At 47.8% G+C, this 21,297-nt stretch carries 23 protein-coding genes; 14 read left to right on the top strand and 9 right to left on the bottom strand.

Features of this window, described 5'->3' with window-relative positions:
• Positions 1 to 30: 30 nt before the first annotated feature.
• The 3 genes from bcp to I2I11_RS04965 all read right to left on the bottom strand — a co-directional run bounded on the left by bcp (position 31) and on the right by I2I11_RS04965 (position 3,161).
• Positions 31 to 486, bottom strand: a complete 456-nt coding sequence (gene bcp, locus I2I11_RS04975; protein ID WP_196266576.1) for a thioredoxin-dependent thiol peroxidase — start codon at positions 484 to 486, stop codon at positions 31 to 33.
• 139 nt (positions 487 to 625) lie between these two features.
• Positions 626 to 2,563 carry a M23 family metallopeptidase gene (locus I2I11_RS04970; protein WP_230679901.1) on the bottom strand — a complete coding sequence of 646 codons (1,938 nt, stop codon included), beginning with the start codon at positions 2,561 to 2,563 and terminating at the stop codon, positions 626 to 628.
• Positions 2,550 to 3,161: a fumarylacetoacetate hydrolase family protein gene (locus I2I11_RS04965; protein WP_196266575.1), complete on the bottom strand. Its 612-nt coding sequence runs from the start codon at positions 3,159 to 3,161 to the stop codon at positions 2,550 to 2,552. The genes I2I11_RS04970 and I2I11_RS04965 overlap by 14 nt, the downstream gene beginning before the upstream one ends.
• Positions 3,162 to 3,525: 364 nt before the next feature.
• On the opposite strand from I2I11_RS04965, the gene I2I11_RS04960 reads away from it, so the two are divergent.
• Complete coding sequence (locus tag I2I11_RS04960; protein ID WP_196266574.1) at positions 3,526 to 4,323, top strand: M48 family metallopeptidase; 798 nt, start codon at positions 3,526 to 3,528, stop codon at positions 4,321 to 4,323.
• Positions 4,324 to 4,530: 207 nt separating this feature from the next.
• Here I2I11_RS04960 and I2I11_RS04955 read toward each other — a convergent pair whose 3' ends face one another.
• The gene (locus tag I2I11_RS04955; protein WP_196266573.1) at positions 4,531 to 5,337 is read right to left on the bottom strand and encodes a 3'-5' exonuclease; all 807 of its coding nucleotides are present in this window, start codon (positions 5,335 to 5,337) and stop codon (positions 4,531 to 4,533) included.
• Between the two features lie 18 nt (positions 5,338 to 5,355).
• Positions 5,356 to 6,732: a UDP-N-acetylmuramate--L-alanine ligase gene (locus tag I2I11_RS04950; protein WP_196266572.1), complete on the bottom strand. Its 1,377-nt coding sequence runs from the start codon at positions 6,730 to 6,732 to the stop codon at positions 5,356 to 5,358.
• A gap of 184 nt (positions 6,733 to 6,916) precedes the next feature.
• Here I2I11_RS04950 and dnaB point away from each other — a divergent pair, with 184 nt between their 5' ends.
• The gene (dnaB, locus tag I2I11_RS04945; RefSeq protein ID WP_230679930.1) at positions 6,917 to 8,461 is read left to right on the top strand and encodes a replicative DNA helicase; all 1,545 of its coding nucleotides are present in this window, start codon (positions 6,917 to 6,919) and stop codon (positions 8,459 to 8,461) included.
• Positions 8,462 to 8,545: 84 nt separating this feature from the next.
• Here the strand turns inward: dnaB and I2I11_RS04940 are convergent, their stop codons facing one another.
• Positions 8,546 to 9,133 (bottom strand): nitroreductase family protein, encoded by a 588-nt coding sequence (locus tag I2I11_RS04940; RefSeq protein ID WP_196266570.1) that lies wholly within the window; start codon positions 9,131 to 9,133, stop codon positions 8,546 to 8,548.
• Positions 9,134 to 9,459: 326 nt separating this feature from the next.
• Here I2I11_RS04940 and I2I11_RS04935 point away from each other — a divergent pair, with 326 nt between their 5' ends.
• Both I2I11_RS04935 and I2I11_RS04930 read left to right on the top strand, forming a co-directional pair.
• Positions 9,460 to 10,722, top strand: coding sequence for a PAS domain-containing protein (locus I2I11_RS04935; RefSeq protein WP_196266569.1), 1,263 nt, complete (start codon positions 9,460 to 9,462; stop codon positions 10,720 to 10,722).
• 36 nt (positions 10,723 to 10,758) lie between these two features.
• Positions 10,759 to 11,115, top strand: a complete 357-nt coding sequence (locus tag I2I11_RS04930; protein WP_196266568.1) for a histidine kinase — start codon at positions 10,759 to 10,761, stop codon at positions 11,113 to 11,115.
• Between the two features lie 51 nt (positions 11,116 to 11,166).
• On the opposite strand, the gene I2I11_RS04925 is transcribed toward I2I11_RS04930, so the two are convergent.
• Both I2I11_RS04925 and hppD read right to left on the bottom strand, forming a co-directional pair.
• Positions 11,167 to 12,900: a phospho-sugar mutase gene (locus tag I2I11_RS04925; protein ID WP_196266567.1), complete on the bottom strand. Its 1,734-nt coding sequence runs from the start codon at positions 12,898 to 12,900 to the stop codon at positions 11,167 to 11,169.
• A 347-nt stretch (positions 12,901 to 13,247) separates the two neighbouring features.
• Positions 13,248 to 14,342, bottom strand: coding sequence for a 4-hydroxyphenylpyruvate dioxygenase (hppD, locus tag I2I11_RS04920; RefSeq protein ID WP_196266566.1), 1,095 nt, complete (start codon positions 14,340 to 14,342; stop codon positions 13,248 to 13,250).
• 152 nt (positions 14,343 to 14,494) lie between these two features.
• Between hppD and I2I11_RS04915 the strand changes: the two genes are divergently transcribed.
• The 4 genes from I2I11_RS04915 to I2I11_RS04900 all read left to right on the top strand — a co-directional run bounded on the left by I2I11_RS04915 (position 14,495) and on the right by I2I11_RS04900 (position 17,203).
• Complete coding sequence (locus tag I2I11_RS04915; protein WP_196266565.1) at positions 14,495 to 14,890, top strand: hypothetical protein; 396 nt, start codon at positions 14,495 to 14,497, stop codon at positions 14,888 to 14,890.
• A gap of 291 nt (positions 14,891 to 15,181) precedes the next feature.
• Entirely contained in the window at positions 15,182 to 15,502 is a 321-nt protein-coding gene (locus I2I11_RS04910) for a hypothetical protein (RefSeq protein ID WP_196266564.1), read from the top strand.
• Positions 15,503 to 15,702: 200 nt separating this feature from the next.
• Positions 15,703 to 16,155, top strand: a complete 453-nt coding sequence (locus I2I11_RS04905; protein ID WP_196266563.1) for a hypothetical protein — start codon at positions 15,703 to 15,705, stop codon at positions 16,153 to 16,155.
• A 94-nt stretch (positions 16,156 to 16,249) separates the two neighbouring features.
• Positions 16,250 to 17,203, top strand: a complete 954-nt coding sequence (locus I2I11_RS04900) for a hypothetical protein (protein ID WP_196266562.1) — start codon at positions 16,250 to 16,252, stop codon at positions 17,201 to 17,203.
• A gap of 84 nt (positions 17,204 to 17,287) precedes the next feature.
• On the opposite strand, the gene I2I11_RS04895 is transcribed toward I2I11_RS04900, so the two are convergent.
• A complete protein-coding gene (locus tag I2I11_RS04895) occupies positions 17,288 to 18,193 on the bottom strand; it encodes an IS982 family transposase (RefSeq protein WP_196266561.1) in 906 nt (301 codons plus the stop codon).
• Between the two features lie 120 nt (positions 18,194 to 18,313).
• Between I2I11_RS04895 and I2I11_RS04890 the strand changes: the two genes are divergently transcribed.
• The 6 genes from I2I11_RS04890 (at position 18,314) to I2I11_RS04865 (ending at position 21,241) form a co-directional block, all read left to right on the top strand.
• Positions 18,314 to 18,682, top strand: coding sequence for a hypothetical protein (locus I2I11_RS04890; RefSeq protein WP_196266560.1), 369 nt, complete (start codon positions 18,314 to 18,316; stop codon positions 18,680 to 18,682).
• 95 nt (positions 18,683 to 18,777) lie between these two features.
• Positions 18,778 to 19,254 (top strand): hypothetical protein, encoded by a 477-nt coding sequence (locus tag I2I11_RS04885; protein WP_196266559.1) that lies wholly within the window; start codon positions 18,778 to 18,780, stop codon positions 19,252 to 19,254.
• Between the two features lie 151 nt (positions 19,255 to 19,405).
• Positions 19,406 to 19,741, top strand: coding sequence for a type II toxin-antitoxin system RelE/ParE family toxin (locus I2I11_RS04880; RefSeq protein WP_196266558.1), 336 nt, complete (start codon positions 19,406 to 19,408; stop codon positions 19,739 to 19,741).
• Positions 19,742 to 19,743: 2 nt separating this feature from the next.
• Complete coding sequence (locus I2I11_RS04875; protein ID WP_196266557.1) at positions 19,744 to 20,055, top strand: helix-turn-helix domain-containing protein; 312 nt, start codon at positions 19,744 to 19,746, stop codon at positions 20,053 to 20,055.
• A 115-nt stretch (positions 20,056 to 20,170) separates the two neighbouring features.
• Complete coding sequence (locus I2I11_RS04870) at positions 20,171 to 20,584, top strand: ribosomal maturation YjgA family protein (protein WP_230679899.1); 414 nt, start codon at positions 20,171 to 20,173, stop codon at positions 20,582 to 20,584.
• A 291-nt stretch (positions 20,585 to 20,875) separates the two neighbouring features.
• The gene (locus tag I2I11_RS04865) at positions 20,876 to 21,241 is read left to right on the top strand and encodes a methylglyoxal synthase (RefSeq protein ID WP_196266555.1); all 366 of its coding nucleotides are present in this window, start codon (positions 20,876 to 20,878) and stop codon (positions 21,239 to 21,241) included.
• Positions 21,242 to 21,297 lie beyond the last annotated feature (56 nt).

Below are 21,297 nucleotides of genomic sequence, written 5' to 3'. Positions count from 1 at the left end.
GCACAGCCGCCCGTCAGGCGACTGTGCTACTTATGCTTTTTTCAGAATCTGGCCGGTGTGTTCGCTGGTTTTCACCTTGGTGATGATGTCCTGTATCACGCCTTCTTCATCGATAACGAAGGTATAGCGCATGGTGCCCATGTATTTGCGGCCATACATCGATTTTTCCTGCCACACACCGTACTGCTCCACAATCTGCTTATCGGTATCTGCCAGCAGGGTAAAAGGCAAATCATACTTGCTGATAAACTTCTGGTGCGATTTCCCGCTGTCGATACTTACGCCAATTACTTCGTAGCCTTCTTTCTGAAGGTCGCTGTAATTGTCGCGCAGGTTACAGGCCTGTGAGGTGCAGCCGGAAGTATCGTCCTTGGGGTAGAAGTATAAAATTACTTTTTTACCGAGGTAGTCGCTTAGTTTTACGGTATGGTCGTTCTGGTCCTTTCCCGAAAAATCCGGGGCTTTGTCGCCGATGTTCAGTTCCATGGGTTTATCAAGTATAACTAAAGGGATGCAAGATCTTGTGCGTATCACGTATCACGACACACGTAGCACGACTTTATCTGTAGATCTAAGTATGACAAGTCAAATCGTGATACCTGATACGTGCTACGAGATACGTCTTTTAAATTGTAGTCGTATAGGTCGCTTCGTTGCCGGCATTGTCCTTCACTTTCAGGACAAACTTCCCCGACAGCGGGGCACTGTCATCAAGTTTCTCAGTCCAGATGGTGGCATTTTTGTGCTCATACTTCATCAGCACCCATTTGCCGTCTACCCAAGCGTTAAAAGAGCTGATGCCGGATAAATCATCCCAGATCTTAAACTTTACCTGATTTTTGCTTTTGCTCAGGAGCTTTATTTTTGGTTCCTGCACGTCTTCCAGTACCTTAAACTTACCCATGTTGCGGGTAGTAAACGTAATGGCGTTGCCGTTCCAGGTGCCGCCGGTATAACCGCGCCCACGACCCAGACCGAGGAAGTATACGGCAGCCTTCGACTTATCTGCCGGTTGCTTGTCGGGCGTAATCGTGGCCGTTATGGCTTTGAGCAGGGGCGTGAAATAATCGCCGATGGTGTATACATCGCCGTCTTTGCGCGTCTGTAAGTATAAGGTATCGTAAAGCGTCTGCTTGCCAAAAACGAGGCGCACGTAATCATTCGAGAAGGTAATTTCCTGTCCCGGCGGCACCATCCGCTGGAAATTAAAATCTATTACCTCGCCGCAGAAACCAAGTGAGTCCGGAAGGCCGCCGCGCAGGTCGTAAAGCAGCACAGACGCGGAGTTGTCCATATAACTGGGCGCCAGCTGAACGGCTTTGCCATCCATAAACAGCTCCACGTTGCGTGGCGTTACGCTGGTATCGGTGGCGCTCACTTTTAAAATATTGCCGATGATATTGTAGCTTACGTCGGGTTTTTTCACGCTTTTGGCCAGCGTTTTGTAAAACGCAGGTTCCCGGCCTTTCACCACAAAGTTCAACGTGGAGGTGTTGTCGTAAGAATCTTTCGCTACCAGTTTTACCTCGTATACAGAGTCCGGCTGAACGGAAATACGGCCCTGGCGTTTGCCGGGAGCATCATACAGCGGCAGGTCATTGCCATTGTCCACGTAGGTTTTCTGGAAGGTGCGGCCGTAGCGCTTGTATATGTCATAGTCGATGTGCTGTGATACCTGGCGCGACAGCTCGAACGGCACCTGGTCGATGTAGTGCTCATAAACCTGCCTGCCATTTACGTATACGATTACCTCCTGCGTGCCATTTTTGTTGGAGGCGCCATCGAGCCGGTCGGTCGTTTGCAGTTCCAGACCCAGCAACCCGTTGGCGTAAACGGTATCGGGCAAAGTATAGCTGCCGCCACTTTTAACCGGCTTAAACTCCGCGCGGCCAAACACCTTGTTCACGCGGCTGTGAATGTCGAGTGGCTGAATGGCCAAAGTATAAATATCCGGCGGCGTCGTGTCCAGAATCTCCTTAAACTGGTATTGCAGCGGATTGTACAGGCGATCCTGCTCATCACGGATTTCGAAGTGCAGGTGCGGGCCGCCGGATCCGCCGGTGTTGCCGGAAAGGCCAATCACATCGCCGCGCTTAACCGGGAACTGGCCCGGCTTGGGAAAGAGCTTTACGTCAAAAGCCTGCTTGTCATACTGATTCTGCAGCACATAAGCATTCAGCGGCTCGGCGAAGGCGGAGAGGTGGCCGTAGGTGGTCACCAGCCCATTGGGATGCGTAATATAAATGTGGTTGCCGTAGCCGTAGGTAGATACGTCTACCCGGGAAATATAACCGTCGGCGGCAGCATGTACTTCCAGGCCTATGCGCTGATCGGTTTTGATGTCGAGACCACCATGGAAGTGGTTGGAGCGTATCTCGCCCATGGTGCCGGACAGGTAATTGCGTTCGCCGGGCTTAATCGGGAACAGAAAATAATCAGCTGCAGGAGCAGGGCTGGTCTTTTCGGTTTTTGTTTTGATAACCTGCGTCCCGTTTTGGGCCTGCAGGCCAAGGCTGGTAAATGTACCAAGTATAACGAATGCTAAGCGCTTATTTAATTTCAAAGCCAAGTAATTTTTTATCTTCCACATACCCTTCCAATCTGTCTCCTATTTTAACCGGCCCTACGCCCTCGGGAGTTCCGGTAAAAATAATATCACCCGTTTTCAGCGTGATGAACCGCGAAATATAGGCGATAATATCATCAAACGTGTTCAGCATCATGCCGGAGTTGCCTTTTTGCCTGGTGTCGCCATTCACATCCAGCCGGAAATTGATGTTGTGCAGGTCCGGGAACTGGTCCAGCGGCAGAAACTCTGATATAGGAGCAGAGCCGTTAAAACCTTTGGCCAGTGCCCAGGGCAATCCCTTTGCCTTGGCTTTCGACTGCAAGTCGCGTGCGGTAAAGTCAATGCCAAGCCCCAGCGCATCGTAGTATTTGTGGGCAAACTTCTTATCAATGTCCTTACCTTCGCGGCTGATGCGCAGGGTTAATTCTACTTCATGGTGGATGTCCTGGGTGTAATCCGGGTAGTAAAATGGCTCGTTGTGGCGAAGTATGGCTGTGTCCGGCTTCAGGAAAATGACAGGTTCATCAGGCACTTCGTTTTTCAGTTCAGCAATATGTTCGGCGTAATTGCGGCCGATAGCTAATATTTTCATAAAGGTGTTGTACAGTTCAGATAGTCAAAAATAGGATTTCTAATGTTGCGGCGCCAGTAAAATATCAGAAAGCCTGCACGCGAATGCCATAAATCTAACAGGTATACTTGCCACCGGCTGTAAGTTTTAACAGCCAGACGCCTTAATTATTGCTGCAAGCGGTGCCAATAACATTTTATTTACTTTTTATCGTATACGGAGCACACCGACTGCCTTTTTGCGAGTGGCTGAAAAGGAGCAGAAAATAATTTTCGGGCTCCACAAGTATAGCGTTTTTAATTTAATGTTCCGTAAAAGCTGGCTTATCCGAAATTTGGTTCAAAATTTGAATTCCAGGTTCCAAAGCCATTTAAATCTTAAAGTTATGTATAAAAAAATATTATCTTTTTCCCTAGCCGCTGTCATACTTGCCGGCTGTTCCACGGTGCCGCTGACAGGGCGACGACAGCTGAGCCTGGTATCGGATGCAGAAATGCAGCAGCAGAGTTATGCTGCCTACGATCAGTTTCTGAGTGAAAATAAATTATCCAGAGACGCGCAGGCCACCGCGATGGTGAAGCGCGTAGGGCAACGCATCGAAAAAGCGGTGGAAGAGTACATGGCCGCCAACAATATGTCGGATGAGCTGGCCGGCTTTGACTGGGAGTTTAACCTGGTGCAGGACGATCAGGTAAACGCTTTTGCCATGGCTGGTGGTAAAACCGTGGTATACACAGGCCTGCTACCGGTGGCGCAAAACGAAACAGCCCTGGCGGTGGTAATGGGCCACGAGATTGCCCATGCCATTGCCAAACACGGTAACGAACGTATGAGCCAGATGCTGGCGCAGCAATTTGGCGGGCAGACCCTCTCGGCGCTGGCAGGTTCGGAGCCGGGCGCTGCCGCTAACCTGCTGCTGGCAGCCTATGGTGTAGGCTCGCAACTGGGTTTGCTGAAGTATAACCGCACGCAGGAGTCGGAGGCGGATAAACTGGGCCTCGTGTTTATGGCCATGGCTGGTTACGATCCGCGTGCCGCCATTCCGTTCTGGGAGCGGATGCAGGAGAGTGGAGGCGGCCAGGAGCCACCTGAGTTACTCTCAACGCACCCCAGTTCCGCTACCCGCATAAACGATCTGAAAAACTTTATGCCCGAAGCCCTGAAATACTACAAGGCACGTTAACCAAACCCGGGTTTATGCCTGCAGGCATTTTTAGCCGCAGTTGCACTCATTATCAGATTTATGGATGCGCATTGCGGAGGTTTAGTTTTATTTATCTGCAAGTATAAGTATAAAAGGCCGACAGGATATACCTGTCGGCCTTTTATACTTATACTTTGCGTCTCTGCATCACAGCCAATGCTGAAGATGCGGTATCCTTCGACGAACTTACAACAATTGCATTTTCCTTAACCGGATGCGTGTGAGTACCTTTTTGGTATGAAGCGGGAAATCGCCTTTCATCATCCAGTCGTAGTAGCTGGGCTCTTTGGTTAATACCTCTTCTACCGGCACATTTTTATACTTGCCAAAATTAAAAACTTCCTGCCCGGTGGTGTTGTACACAATGCGGCCCGACAGGTCGGCAGTTTTCTGTACAGTGAATTTGTGCAGCACGGCCATGTCATTCTGGATCGGATAATCTTTTACACCTTCCGATGACTCAATCACACTGTTTTGATAGCGGTCCAACTGGCCCATCAAAATGTGGTAAGAGGCCACCGTGTCAGCCTCAGCGCTGTGGGCATTCTCCAGCTTTTTATCACAGTAAAACTTGTACGCGGCGGATAAAGTGCGTTGCTCCATCATATGGAAAATCTTGCAGGCATCTACAATGTTCCTGTTCTCGATGTCAAAATCGATGTCGCAGCGCAGAAATTCCTCGGCCAGCAACGGAATGTCGAAGCGCAGCAGATTATAGCCGCCCAGGTCGCAGCCTTTCAGAAACTGCTCCAGCTCGCGGGCCACCTGCTTAAACGTCGGCGCATCCGCTATATCTTCATCATAAATCCTGTGTATCAGGCTCGACTCTAAAGGTATAGGGATGGTGGGGTGAATGCGGCGCGTTTTCAGGATCTCGGTTCCGTCCGGGTGTATTTTAAGCATGCTCACTTCCACGATGCGGTCTTTGCAGATGTCGGTGCCGGTGGTTTCCAGGTCGAAGAAAACGATGGGGCGCTTCAGGTTTAATTTCATAACGGCAAGTATAAATTGTTAAAGAACCGCCCTGGTGAGCGCCTCCAGGTTGATGTTGTTGTAATTGCCTGAGCTCATCAGCAGCAGGTTGGCATTTTGCCAGTTGCGGCTGGTCAGGTGCTGCTGCAGCGCCTCCGAGTCGGTATAAACCTGCAGGCGCGGGTTCCGGAAAGCTTCCTTTAACTCGGTTTCCGTCAGCATCTCCATGCGTTTGTGCGCAATGGTTTTGGGATTGAAGTATACGATTGGCTCGTCTGCTTTATCCAGGGAGCCCGCGTATTGCGGCAGAAAGCTGCGGTTCAGGCTGCTGAAAGTGTGCAGCTCCAGCACGGCCACCAGTTCGCGCTGCGGGTACTGTGCCTTTACGGCTTCGGTGGTGGCTTTTACTTTAGACGGGGCATGAGCGAAATCGCGGAATGCAACCGAACTGTCGCTTTCGCCCATTTTCTCGAGACGCTTGGCGGCGCCCTTAAACGTTTTGAGCGCTTCGTAAAAGTCAGGTGCTTTTACGCCTATCTTCTTGCACACCTCCTTGGCCGCATTGATGTTGCGCAGGTTATGTTCGCCGAACAGCTGAATTTCTATGTCGTCCTTTTTGGTATGCAGGATGGTTTTGCCATTCCGGATGGTATGGTCGTGCACGGTATACCCGATATAGGCAACATCAGCCGGGTTGCGGGGAACTGCTGCCAGCAATACCTGCTCATCGTCCTGGTTATAGATGAGTGTGCCGGCTTTGGGTGTCATCTCGGCAAAAATACGGAATTGCTCACGGTATATGTCCGGGTCCGGAAACACGTTGATATGATCCCAGCTGATGCCGCTGATAACACCGATGTGGTGATGATAAAGGTGGAACTTGGGCACGCGCTTAACAGGGTCGGAGAGGTACTCGTCGCCTTCTATGATAATGATGGGGGCATCGTCAGAGAGTTTCACCATCCTGTCAAAGCCCTCCAACTGCGCACCTACTGCATAATCGAAGGGGCGGCCCAGGTACTGCAGCACATGCAGGATGATGGAGGTGATGGTGGTTTTGCCATGGCTGCCACCAATTACGATACGCTGCTTATCGCGGCTCTGCTCATAAATAAATTCGGGAAACGAAAAGACTGGCAGGCCCAGTTCCTGTGCCCGCAGCAGCTCCGGGTTGTCGGGGCGGGCGTGCATGCCGAGTATCACAGCATCTATACCGGCATTCAGCTTCTCCGGGAACCAGCCTTCCTGCGCTGGTAATATGCCTGCTGCTGCCAGCCTGCTTCTGGCCGGCTCAAATATCTCGTCGTCGGAGCCGGTGATGTGCAGGCCCTTGTCGTGTAGCGCCAGCGCCAGGTTGTGCATAATGCTTCCGCCGATTGCAATCAGGTGGATGCGCTGAAATTCCTTCTTCTCCATAAGTGGGGCAAAATGTCTGCAAACCGACAAATTTAGAATTCCTTCCTTAATAAAAAATAGCTGCCTGTCAATATGTTGATATCTTATACCCGAATGTGGAATACTCCGGCTGCAATGTGGATTACTTGCGTAGCCCGTTTTTTAAATTTGTGCTATGGAGGAGATGAAAATGGATGTGCGGCCCATGGGCAACCGCAACGGCTGGAGCAAGAAGGCCCCTGTGTTATCAGAATTAGGCAAAAAGCCACCGCAGGCGCTGGATCTGGAGGAAGCGGTGCTCGGCGCGCTAATGCTGGAAAAAGATGCCCTCACCAACGTAATCGATATTCTGCGCCCGCAGAGTTTTTACAAAGAGGCGCACCAGCGCATTTTTAAAGCCATACTGGCGCTGTTCGACAAATCGGAACCCGTGGACATCCTGACGGTAACGCATGAGCTGCGCGAACAGGGGGAACTGGAACTGGCCGGCGGTGCTTATTACGTTACGCAACTGACCACGCGCGTAAACTCGGCAGCCAACATCGAGTATCACGCCCGCATCATCACTGAAAACTCCATCAAGCGCGACCTGATTTCTATTTCATCGGAGGTGCTTTCCCGGGCTTTTGAAGATACCACCGACGTATTCGACCTGCTCGACAGCACCGAGGCCAAGTTGTACGAAGTATCGGAATCCAACATTCGCAAAAACTTCGACGACATGCGCTCGCTCATGCACCAGGCCATTAAGGAACTGGAAGAGAAGCGCAAGCAGGCCGACGGCTTAACCGGCGTACCCAGTGGCCTGGTGGCGCTGGACCGCGTAACATCCGGCTGGCAAAAGTCTGACCTGGTTATACTTGCTGCCCGCCCCGCGATGGGTAAAACAGCTTTCGTGCTGTCGTGTATGCGCAATGCTGCCGTGGATTTTAACAAAGGTGTGGCGATTTTCTCGCTTGAGATGTCATCGCTACAGCTGGTAAACCGCTTGATTTCGTCGGAGGCGGAGCTGGATTCGGAAAAAATAAAGAAAGGCAGCCTAGAGGATTACGAATGGGCACAGCTCAACCACAAGATCGCCAAACTTACCGAAGCGCCGATTTTTATAGATGATACGCCCGGCCTTTCTATCCGCGAGCTGCGCACCAAATGCCGCCGCCTGAAAGCGCAGTACGATATCCAGATGATCATCATCGACTACCTGCAGCTGATGAGCGGCAATGCCGACGGCAAAGGCAATGGCAACCGGGAGCAGGAAATCGCCTCTATTTCGCGGGCCATGAAAATGCTGGCCAAAGAGCTGAACGTGCCCGTAATTGCGCTGTCGCAGCTGAGCCGCGCCGTGGAAACACGCGGCGGCGACAAACGCCCGCAATTATCCGACTTACGTGAGTCCGGCTCTATTGAGCAGGATGCCGACATGGTGCTTTTCCTGTACCGCCCCGAATATTACGGCATTACGGAAGACGAAATGGGCAACCCGACTGCGGGCGTAGGAGAGGTGATCATTGCCAAGCACCGGAACGGCTCGCTGGAAAACGTACAGTTGAAGTTCATCGGCAAGTATACCAAGTTCACCAACCTCGAACATGATTTTGGCGGAGACGGTATGGGCAGCTTCAATGCGTTGCCGAACAGCACTTTCGACGCAGATTCGCCCGGCTCCATTCGTTTGGGCAGCCGCATGAACGATGGCGGCAAAGGGGGCAGTTTCCCGGCCTCTAATTTCAGCGAGGAACCGCCGTTTTAATCGTACCTCAGCAAACCTTTGCAAGTATGAGCAACTGAGCCGTTAGGCCCGGCGGTTCATACTTACACAAGGTTTGCTGGTTCATTACGCATGCCACTCCACCTTTTCCTCCAGCGGAATCATCCTTTTGCCTTTTAGAGCCGGTTTATCGGTATAACCCAGGTATAAAATGCCCAGTACCACGTCCTCTTCCCCGAGCTGCAACATGGTTTTCATGGCTGGGTGATAAGCCATGCCGCCGGAACCCCAGTAACTGGCTATTCCCAGAGCGGCAGCGCCCAGAAGTAAATTTTGCACGGCACAGGCAGTAGCAGCAATTTCTTCCAGCGCCGGAATCTTCGGCAGGCTGCCGCGCTGCATCACTGCCACCAGCACATGCGAAGCCTTGTCGCCCATGTGTAACAGCTTGTTATACTTGTCCTGCTGGTACTTGTCCGGCGGCATTTCCTGCTTATACAAAGCGGCGTGCGCCTCACAGAATTGCAGCTTTTTAGCGCCGGTGTATACTTTAAACCGCCATGGCTCCGTATGTCCGTGCGTGGGCGCCCAGTCTGCCAGGGCGAGTAGTTGCCATACCTGTTCGTCGGGCACCTGTCGGCCATTCATCTGGTCAGGTTTGGTGGTTCTGCGGGTGCGTATTATTTCCTGTATCGTCAGAAATGTGTCTTGCATAGGTAGTAGTAAAATGCAGCCTTTCTTAAAAGATTAAAGTTGAAATGTGCTGCCGGTGGCTGATCAGCAATTTATAAAATATTACCCATACCTGTTGCTGCTACAGCCGCTGTGTGTAGCCCTTCTTTTGTTCAGGCACACTTAGGAAAAGAAGTAATTCCGGCTTATTTTTGATTCGAAGATACAGGTCAGGCGCAGGCTCTTTCGTGTGGCTGCCAGGAGAGCGGCACAAGTAGCCTGCTTTGCTTTTTATACCTGAAAGCTTTGTGCCTGATATTTTCACCATCATACCTTCCTGATTTTGACGCACCCTTGCCCGAACATAAATGGACTATAGCAAACTTTTTAAGAATATACCTGAAGCAATTGTTGTGCTGTCGCCGGAGTATAAAATTCTGGAGGCCAGCGATCGGTACCTGCAGGTAACAATGCGAAAAAGAGAACAGATCATTGGCTTGCACTTTCTGCTGGAGGCTTACCCGGATAAGGAGCATTCTTATGAAGATAACCCCGTGCGGAAAGTGCTGGACAAGGCCCGGCAAACCAAGCAGACGGAATACCTGGATGTCATTCGTTACGACCTGCCCAGGCCCGGGGAAGATGGCGGCGGCTACGATACCCGCTACTGGGAAGCGGCGCATACGCCTGTGCTCGACGATGAGGGAAATGTAGAGTACCTTATCCAGCGGACTTCTGATGTAACAGATCGCGAGGTTGCTAAAATGGCCCTGTCGGAGAGCGAGGAGAAGTTCAGGTTTATGGCAGAAGTTATGCCGCAGCTCATTTTCACGACCGATGCGCAAGGGAATCCCATCTACTTTAACCAGCGCTGGACAAAGCTGACAGGTGTGCCGATAAAGGAGTTAATGGGCCGGGGATGGGTGGATGTGGTGCATCCCGATGATTTAGCCTTGACGGAAGCGAAATGGCAGGAAGCATTTGCTAAGGGAACTGAAATGCAGCTGGAATACCGCCTGCGGGAAAAGGATGGCGACTACCGCTGGTACCTGTGCCGCGCTTTGCCTATGACTGACGAATCCGGCAAAATTATTATGTGGGTGGGCAGCTCGACGGATATACACAATACCCGCCGCATGGTGCAGGAACTGCTGGAGGCAAACGAACAGATGGCGCACCTCGGTGACCAGGTGCAGGCTGCCTACACCCAGGCGGAAAATGAGCGCAAAACAATGGAGCGGCTTATTATGCAGGCGCCCGCTATGTTCTGCATCCTGAAAGGGCCCAACCACCGTTTTGAACTCGTGAATAAGCAATATCAGCAGCAGCTTTTCCCTCAGCGGGAACTGGTAAATAAAACTGTGGCGGAGGCGCTGCCAGAGGTAATAGAGCAGGGATTCATTCAGCTGCTGGATGATGTTTATAATACAGGCAAAGAGTTTGTGGCAGAAGAGGTACTGATTAAACTTGACCGGCATAACACCGGAAAACTCGAAGATGTATATGTAACATTTATTTACCAGCCGCTTTATGATGAAGCGGAGCAGATTACAGGTATCCTGGTGTTTGCTTTTGAAGTAACCCAGCAGGTATTGTATAAAAAGAAACTACAGGAACTTGGGCAGGCATAGTATGAGAGGCTGTATGATGAAAGAGAGGCGCCGCAGATGAATTTAGCTCAGATTGACATTCAGCAGTTGCGGATAAAGCATATTTTATATAAATCCAAGGTACGCGCGACACTTTATGGCGGTGTTTTCGATGAGGCTTTCTTCTCCCGGTTGGGGCCTGTGGGCACCTGGTTCAGTGCCGTGGGGCAGGTGCGTTATGCCCATGAACCGGAAACGCGGCAACTGGCGAGTGTGCATCAGGAACTGGATGCTGTCGCACGGCAGCTTTACAGATTGTACAGCAGCGGTAAAATTGATGAAGCGCACGAAGAACTCCGAAGTATAGAAAAGCTGTCGGAACGTTTCCTGAACGTGCTCTCCAAACTAGAAGACAGGCTGAAAGAAGTAGTATAAAAAAGGGCAGTTTAACATAAGTTAAGCCGCCCTTTTTTAGTTCTAAGACTTTTACTTTAATTTCAGATCAGTCAGCATCTGTTCTATTTTCCGGTTCAGTTTCTGCTCGGTGGCATCATAATCGGCAGCGGTGGCAAGCGGCTCATTAACGCTGATGTAGAACTTGATTTTAGGCTCGGTGCCGGACGGGCGGGCGGAGATTTTGCTGCCATCTTCCGTCAGGTATTGCAGCACGTTAGAGCTTTCTAGATCCAGTTTCTGCTCCTCACCGGTAAGTATAAGTTTGCGCGTGCTATACTTGTAATCGCTTACCGCCACTACTTTGGAGCCGGCTATACTTTGCGGCGGGTTGCTGCGCATATCGGCCATCATCTGCTCAATCTCTTCGGCGCCGCGCTGCCCTTTTTTGGTGAACGACACCAGATTCTCTTTGTAGAAGCTATACTTCGTATACATTTCCACCATCATCTCAAACAGGCTTTGCCCTTTATCTTTGGCGACGGCAGCCATTTCCGCAATCAGGGCGCAGGAGGAGATGGCATCTTTGTCGCGCACGAAGTCGCCTATCATGTAGCCGTAGCTTTCCTCGCCACCGGCAATGTATACTTCTTTGCCTTCCAGTTCCCGGATTTTTCCGGCGATATACTTAAAGCCCGTCAGGGTTTCGTACATGGTTACATTGTAGCTGTCGGCAATGTCTTTGATGAGGTCGGTGGTAACAATGGTCTTTACCACAAACTCGTTGCCGGTCAGTTTGCCTGCCTGCTGCCAGGCCTGCAACAGGTAGTTGATGAGCAATGCGCCTGTCTGGTTGCCGTTCAGCAGCACAAATTCCCCTTCCAGGTTTTTAACAGCAATGCCTACGCGGTCGGAGTCCGGATCGGTGGCGAGCACTAAATCAGCATCCAGTTCAGCAGCCTTTTTTAAAGCCAGCGTCATCGCATCTTTTTCTTCCGGGTTCGGGTAAATCACGGTTGGGAAATTGCCGTTTGGTTCTGCCTGCTCTTCCACGACATGCACGTTCGTAAAGCCGAATTGCTTCAGCACCTCCGGAACCAGCGTAATGCCGGTGCCATGCAAAGGGGTATATACTATCTTTAGGTCGTGCTGCCGCTTAATGGCATCCTGAGAGATAGACAACTTCAGCACTTCATTGATATAAGCCTGATCCAGGTCCGCGCCTATCATTTCGATGTTTGCAATGTTGGGCACAAACATCACTTCATCCACCGACTTTATTTTGTTTACTTCGTCGATGATGTTTTTGTCGTGCGGCGCAGTTACTTGTGCGCCGTCGTTCCAGTATACTTTGTAGCCGTTGTATTCTTTGGGATTGTGCGAGGCGGTTACCACCACACCGCTCTGGCAGCCTAAATAGCGTATGGCAAACGACAATTCCGGCGTAGGACGCAGCGCCTCAAACAAGTATACTTTAATGCCGTTGGCCGAGAAAATATCTGCTGCAATGCGGGCAAACACATCGGAGTTGTTGCGGCTGTCGTGCGCAATGGCCACTTTTACCTGCTGGTCAGGGAAGTTGAGCTTCAGGTAATTGCACAGACCTTGGGTGGCCATGCCTAACGTATAGCGGTTCATACGGTTGCTGCCTGCGCCCATAATGCCGCGCAGACCGCCGGTGCCAAACTCCAGGTTCCTGTAAAAAGCATCCGACAGCGCTTCGTGCTCGTTGCGCTCCAGCATGCCGCTGATTTCCTTTTTGGTCGCTTCGTCGTAGTTGCCGGCGAGCCATGCGTCAATTTTCTGGCGTATACTTGTCTCTATCATTTTTGCTGTTTGTCTGGTTTATACTTGCAAATATCTACTATACTTTCACTTTATAAGTATAGCTACAGAATTAGTTCAATCTATTTTGTCATCCTGAAAGGATCTTGTGAGCAAGCCGTAAAGGCTTAATCTCTCTTCTACCAAGTTTCTTTCAGAATGACAAAGAGAACTTAGGTTAACTAATTTCGTCCACTTACTTCAAATTATACCTACGTTGAAGAATTTGCAGGCAACGCATAAATAAGCACACAATGTCTTTCTACACCCAAAGAACAGGGGTGAAGGATGGCCTATTATATGAAGTCAATTCAAACTGAAATTTCCCGGGCCTATACCTGGGTTAACTGCTAAAGGTTGCCGCGCAGCGCCTGCTCCCGCTCAATGGCTTCGAACAACGCTTTGAAGTTGCCTTTGCCAAAAGACCGTGCTCCCTTGCGCTGGATTATTTCAAAGAAAACCGTAGGGCGATCCTCCACGGGTTTGCTGAAAATCTGTAAAAGGTAACCTTCATCGTCACAGTCTACCAGCAGGTTCAATTCTTTCAGATCAGCCATGTCCTCGTCTATGTGTCCTACGCGGTCCAGCAGGTCTTCGTAGTACGTGTCGGGTACGCGCAGGAACTCCACGCCACGGCTCTTTAAGTCTGCCACCGTGTGCAGGATATTGTCGGTGGCGATGGCAATGTGCTGCACGCCGGCCCCGCGGTAAAACTCCAGGTATTCGTCTATCTGCGATTTCTTTTTACCCGCGGCAGGCTCGTTTATCGGGAATTTCACATAGCCATTGCCGTTAGACACTACCTTCGACATCAGGGCCGTATATTCGGTGCTGATGTCGCTGTCGTCGAAAGTGATTAGCAGTTTAAAGCCCATTACTTTTTCGTAGAACGCCACCCATTCGTTCATCTTGCCCAACTCTACGTTGCCCACGCAATGGTCCACATACTTCAGGCCGGTAGAAGTTGTCTGCAACTCCGAAGTTCGCGCCACAAAGCCCGGCATAAAAGGGCCGCTGTAGTTTTTGCGCTCCACAAAAGTATGAATGGTATCGCCGTAAGTATGGATAGAAGCCGTTTTTACCTCACCAAGTTCATCGGTGAGTGTTTTGGGCTCTATGGCGGGTTTCGCGCCACGCGCTACCGTTTCCCGGAAAGATTTTTCAGCATCATCAACCCACAGGGCCAGCACTTTTACGCCATCGCCGTGCTGGTGCACATGCCGGGCAATATCGGATTCGGGGGTGATGGCGGTGGTGAACACAAAGCGTATTTTGTCCTGCACCAATACATAAGAGGCGCGGTCGCGGAGACCGGTTTCGGGGCCGGCATAAGCCACCAGTTGAAAGCCGAAAGCTGTCTGGTAAAAATGTGCCGCCTGCTTGGCATTGCCCACATAAAACTCGATATGGTCGGTGCCGTTTAAAGGCAGAATGTCGGTTGCCATAGGTATAAGTATGATGGTTTACGCAGATGCATGCTGTAAAAATACACCTTTTCGGGGTAGAACAAAACGATTGCCGCTGTGTTGCAAATTATCCGGCCAATCCTTGCAATTGCTGTGGCATGTTGTCAACTTTGTAAAAAAGTATACACCTTATGAACGCGAAAGACCTGAATAACGCTATTATCGCCATCCTGGAAAAGAAGCAGCAGCTGAATGCGCTGGACTACAACGACGCGCGCTACGACGACATAGAGGAGGAACTGCACGACCTGGAAGATGATTTTAACGAGGCTTACGGCGACGAAATGGAGGAGGTGCTGGAAGAGGTGCACAAAAAGCTGAAATCAGATGCCGACATCCTGCTGCCAACCGCTTACCTGGCCAGTTCGCTGGACGGCAGTGAGCGCGAAGAGGACGAGAAAGAGGGCGTTTGGGTAGAATCGGACTCGTTTCCGGGTGTGGAAATGCGCCTGGTGCTGGTAGCCAACCTGCCGCGCGTGCTGCTCATCTTAACCGATCAGGAGCGCGTGCTCTGGACAGCCGAATAACAAGTATACAGGAACAAGTATAAGCATGCGATGGCTGTTTGCCACAAGCCGCACCTACCGGGGCCATCAGGCGAAGGCGGGTGCGGCTTTTATTGTTGTAGCCGGCTGAAAAAGAGTAGCTGTCAGGTATAAAGTTCCTGCGGATTTGCTATATTGAGGGAGGAAAGTGTAAAATTAGTCTTGGGCCGAAATGGTTTATAGCTTTGGCAAGTAAAGCGAAAGCAACCCTATACATAATGCAGATAGTAGGAATAGACTCCTGCTAGCTGGTAGTTGTGGGTAATTGTAATCATGAAAATGAAGATTCTACCAAAGAATTTTAATCCTCTAGCATTCATTACGATTGGTTCGATTATTACCCTTCTGATGTTTGCCTCCTTCATTGCCGCTTTTGCTGAAGATGAAAATACTTCTGGCGGCGGATTATTATCTACAATATTAGCGGCGACATTCCAAATTTGGAGATTCCCTCTTCATACCTTGTTATGGGAATTTATAACTAAAAACATGGCTCTTTATTTCCCATCACTCCTTTTGAATATCCTTTTTTATTCATTTGCAATAGAGCGATTAATAGCTTTCATCGCTAAAAGCAGGAAGGCAAGAGTATAAGGAGTAAAGACTATTTGATAAAGAATAAAACTGCTTTTGACCTGATTTTCAGAAAACAGCCTTAAAACAGAAAATTAAAATAGAATAAAAAACAACTTCCCACAACAAGGCGCATAAGCCATGCTACGGCCGACGGCCTTGCACGTCTCATGCACTAGCCGTTAGGCAGAATAGATAAGAGTTAGGCAGAATAGATAAGGATGAAAGAAAATAAACCCAAGTCAATCAGAACCATTGGAATTGTGCTTGCTTTAGTCTCTATTTTGGTAGTGTTAAGTAACTTCGGGGGACTATTCATGATTGATTATTTAACAGAAGAGGGAACCAACACAGAAGAGATTCCTTACTATGCCCAATCAGTTGCCTATGCAAAACCAATTGCTATGGTTTCATCAGCTTTAGCCTTAGGGTTCTTAGTAGCTGGAATTTTCATAACTCGTTATAAAAACTGGGCGAGGTTGTTGGCTCAGGTAGTGGCTGTGTTTTACCTGCTATTCTTTTGGTACCAATCAGTTTTTATCGCATCATATAATCCGTTTGACAAAGGTGAATTTGGCATTGAGCAACTTATCGGTATGCTGATATGGTCTGTTCCAGTTGCCTTCTTAATCGTGTATCTAAACAGAGCAAAGATAAAAAGCCACTTTGCCTAACCACATCCATAAGCCAGCTCCGCCGCCTTATGGCCAAGAACGTTAGGTTGCATTTTAGTAATAAAAAAATCTCTAAATTTAAAAGTAAGGACAATTGAACTTAACTTCATATATAAAAAAGGTTGATGTAAGAAAGCTATTGATGTATCTAAATATAATTGACATCAAAGAACTTATTATCCCTATTAATATTGAGCCTGATTATGATGTATCAGAATATAAAAGAGAAATAGACACAGATTATTTTTTCATTAATGAATGGTCTTATAAAGGATATTTTGAAACATTGACAAGTTTTGAGTTTTTAACCCACAGATTATATCACCAAAACTACTTCCAAGAATTAGACAACGATTTAAAATCTGAACTAACTTCAGTTTCAATCGAAGAAGACTTAAACATAATCAACAGACTTAATAAAGATAGCTTTGCATGGTCTGGTTATGATAGTGGTGAACTCGATGAATTTAAATTGAAGTATATTAGACTTAGAAGTATTAATAATATTAATAAATGCATTAAGTATGAAGGCACCTTCTTTGGAGGTAGTTATGGTTTAAACGTTTTGGATTGGGGGGAATGTGGATTCTTTGCAAAGATTCAAATGGAAGGAATAAGTAGAAGTATCCTTTACAATGATTTATTAGGAGAAAGTTACCTTTTGTATTTATCTGGAAATTATAAATTATCTCACTTTGTAGCATATTCTGCATTTGAAAATTTCTTGAACTTAAAAACAAATAGTTTTGAAGTTCAAGAAAGACTTTCTGAAAAACTTAAAAAGTTATTTAGAGAAAGTAGTATTGATACAAACAAAAATGTAGTTTATTGTAGTGTAGTTAATAACTTTTCAAAACAAACAAAAAGAAGGAACGATGTTGCACATGGAATGGATGCAGTTGATATAAATGAAAGAGCTGTTAGAGAGTTTCTTATAGAAATAATAACAATGATAATCCTCTATAATAACAATTACCTGAATTTTAAAGAAGTTATTGAACAAGTAGAACTGGAATACAGAAGAAAAACGCAACCTAACATTGTGTAAATGTCATGCCACGGCCGACGGCCTAGCACGTCTTTTACACGAGACCGTTGGCGGTCATACATAATATTAACGTGAACTCGGGAATTAGGCATTGATTCTGGCAGGCTTGAACTTGCTGTTATTGCTTTCCAGAAAAGTATATGCAGTAAGCCCGGATAGGATGTGCACCAGGGCGTTTAGCGGATTTCTATGGCGTGTGTGGTTAATATCGCAGACGCTCATGAGTATGTCATTGACTGCTTCGATTGTTCCTCTCTTCATCAGGTTGAGCTTGTCATGCAAGCTGAGGAGTATGTTCTTCATGTTCTTTCTGATTTTGCTTACCAGGTGTAGCTCCTTTTCGAGCAGTTCTTCGAGCATGGCAGTCAGATAGCCTTTGTCTCCATAGCACTTACCCTTCAGGCCCGAGAGCATGTAAGAGAGCACCTGCTTGTTGTTATCTGCGATATTGGCTGGTGTGACAAGAAACCACACCAGTTGCTTATGCTCATTTGTCACCAGGTGCAGCTTTAAACCAAAGAACCAGCCGGTGGAAGACTTGCCTCGCTGGGCAATACCATCAAAGACATGGTGCTGGTGAATCCGGCCGTTATCACAGACAGGCAGCTTCTTGGAGTCGATGTAGTAGTGGCCAGTTCGGGCAGAGAGGCTGCAGCGATACTGGGCCAGCAGAAGTGCATGAAAGCAAGCCTGACGAGCAAGCGAGAGGAATTGGGTGTAGGAGACTGCTCCGGGGAAGTAGCTGTGCAGCTCTCGAAGAATCAGACGCTGGTAAAAGTACTCAAAGCACTTAAAGCCAGAGAGATGATAGAGCACCAGGATGGTAAGCACCTCGCTCTCCGAGAGAGATGGCTTTCTGCCTGCACAGGAACGTGGATGAAGGGCAGCAGGAAGTGGATGAGTGGCAAAATAAGCAGCAACTTCTTTGCAGAAATCGTCAAGGAAGCAAAACACTTCCACAACTTTGGCTGTATCCATGACAAAGTACATAAGGCTAAAGGTTTAGGTGAAACATCTGGCAATGTTTCTACCCAACCTTTAGCCTTCTTGTTTTAACGAAAAAGCCCTTTTTGCCATAATGCAATTCCCGAGTTCACGTTAATATTAAAAATGACGAGATATTTAATAGAAGATGAAATCATAACTCTACTCAACTTAGGCAAGCCTGTGGAAGCGTTTATTGGACGGATAAGTGATGACCAAGAAATCCTTACATGGATAGGCCTTGAAAAAAGTAACGAGAATCATGTTTTGTTGAACATTTATGAAGTTTTCGATGAAGGCAACCTTGATTATGTAGACATCTACGACTTCTCCTATGTTGACCCCGATTTGGAATTTGAAACCACTGAATTTTCCGACTTTGCAGGTACGATTCAATTCATAAAAGAGAGATTCAAGCTCAATGAAATTAACTTCTTGACAAAAGGCGGCATTCAAGATGAATATAAAAAATTAATTTTAGCAGAAGGTGCTTAAAAAAGAAGTACGTCCGCCAACGTCTTGGCTAAACGTCATCTCCAGCCGACGGCTGTCGCCGTCGTTTAGCCAAGACGTTGGGGTAAACTTAAAGTATGGAAATAGCTTCAATAATTGCAGTGTTAATAATGGCTGTTTGCCTTTTACTCACTGTTGTCTTTTTAGTGGGCTATTTGATAAAAAGAAGAAAAGCACGATTAAGAAATGCAGCTATCTCTTTTGCTACAGCAGTCTTATCATTTGGCTTACTATTAGTAGTTGAAGAACTATTCTTCTCTTACAATTTTAAAAATAAAGAAGAAGTCTTAGTTGCTTCCAGGGAAGCGCCAATCGGTGGAATCCTATTGAAGCTTTATAAAGACAATACTTTTGAAATAGGTGGATTTAGAGAAGTGAAATCATCTGGTACTTACGAACTGAAGGCAGATACTATCTTTTTAAATGCCACCGACAATCCAAAGCAGAATGGATACGTTACCGAAACCTCTTTCATTATCAGAAAAGGATATTTGGAAGAAGTAGAAGATACTGGCATTGGGTTTTTAGAAGTTCACGTGAATAAATTAAAATAAGAAAAGCTGTCCCCAACACGGCACATAAGTTATACTCCGGCTACGCCTCATCTACCTTATGTACAAACCGTTACCCACAATAGGAGCCATAAGAGGTTTACATATAAGGAAACTTTTCTTTATCTTTGGCGGTATCTAAAGATAAGTACTAATGCAACAAAAATTTGAAGTTGACTTGCTGGAGGAGGCTTTTAAGTATTTGGAATCGCTTGAACTGAAGCATCGGGAGAAAATACTTCAGAATATCCGGAGAGCTCAGTTCCACACCGGCCCCAAGTTATTCAAAAAGCTCACCAGCGAAATATGGGAGTTCAGGACTCTTTATGCTGGACTTCAGTACAGACTTCTTGCCTTCTGGGATAAAACAGACAAGAAAGAAACACTTGTACTCGCCACACATGGTTTCGTCAAGAAAACCAGCAAGGTAGATAAAAAAGAAATTGAGAAAGCCGAGCGTATTCGGGAAATCTATTTTAAAGAAAAGTAATCATGAAAAGATATTCATTGAATGAAGCCGAAGACAGGCTTATTGGGTTGAAAGGAACATCAGAGCGCGACAAGTATGAGTTCGAGCTTAAGCTGGAGTTGATTGGAGACATGATTCAGGCAGCAAGAAAAGAAAGAAACCTTACACAGGAGCAACTTGGGCAGCTTGTGGGCGTGAAAAAAGCACAAATATCGCGACTTGAAAATAATGCGACTAACGTGACCATTGATACCATTCTTAAAGTGTTCAATGCACTTGAGGCAAAGGTTAATTTCAAAGTTGAATTACTTAACAGACAAGTGAAAGTTGCCTAAAAGAACTAAAGTGGTTAACCCGGTGCAGCCGTAACCCTTGCTTCGCATCGGACTTCGGCTGCACGAATAACGTTAGATGTCAGCTAAAAAAAGCGACAAACTACCAGAACATACCTTGAAACCAGCCAGACGTACCGGGAAATATCTGTTCTTGCTGCTGCTGGTAATCGGGGCGGGGCTGCTGTCGCGGAGAGTAGCAGGCGTGCCGTTGATGGTGGGCGACATGCTGTATGCGGTGATGATGTACGTGATCGTGCGCTTTTTCTTTCGCTCCGCCAGGGCTTTGATCGTTGCCGCTGTGAGCGCAGGCATCTGCTATGCCATCGAAATTAGCCAGCTCTGCCACCCACCCTTGCTGCTGGCCATCCGGCGGACACCCCTGGGCGGACTGGTGCTGGGGCAGGGATTTTTGTGGAGCGACCTGGCTGCCTATACTTTGGGGGTGCTGCTTTGCGTAGCGGCAACGGGCGTGGTCAGGCAATATAGAGAATGGCGACGCAGCGTAAAAGCAAAGCGCAAGTATGATTAAGCCTGCTGTACGATCACCCTTTATTCCTTAGAAGCGTTCTGTCACTTATCCGGAGACGTATTGGTGTTCCTGCCTGCGCTACTCTTTTACTTTTTCCGAACAGTTGCTTTATAAGGTGTTTCAGCCATTTTTTATTGTTGGAAGCAGCCTGTTATCAATAAAATTTAGCAACACGCAAAACGACAATAATCACACCTTCAAAACAAGTCCAACGTTAAGTTCCTTTCTGCAGAAAACCTTATCTTTATCCGGGTTTCTGGCGCAGAAGCCCCAGGTATAAAATCAGATAATATGAAAACTATCGCTTTAATTGCACATAACAACCGCAAAACCGACCTGCTGAACTGGGTAAAAGAAAACCATACTGCCCTGGATGGCTATAACCTTATCGGCACCACCAACACCTCGCAGCTCATCAACGACCTGCTCGATTTGAATGTGCAGCCTTTCGGGCACGGGCCAAGCGGAGGCGATATACTGCTGGCGGCCAGAATACTACAGGGGGAAGTAGACAAGGTTATCTTTTTTATTGATGCAGAAACCCCGCACGGCCACGAGCACGACATCCAGACGCTTATCCGTACGGCCGTGATAAACAACATCCCGATAGCCCTGAACCGCGCTTCCGCCGACCTGATTGTACTGGAACGTAATTAATCGCCCGCAGCAAAGACTTTAATCGGGTAAAAAGTATAAAGGGTTTAAAGTATAAA

Source organism: Pontibacter rufus, assembly GCF_015694705.1.
Lineage (GTDB): Bacteria > Bacteroidota > Bacteroidia > Cytophagales > Hymenobacteraceae > Pontibacter > Pontibacter rufus.
The sequence above is the reverse complement of the archived record's forward strand: the minus strand, read 5'-3'. Positions and strand labels throughout refer to the sequence as shown.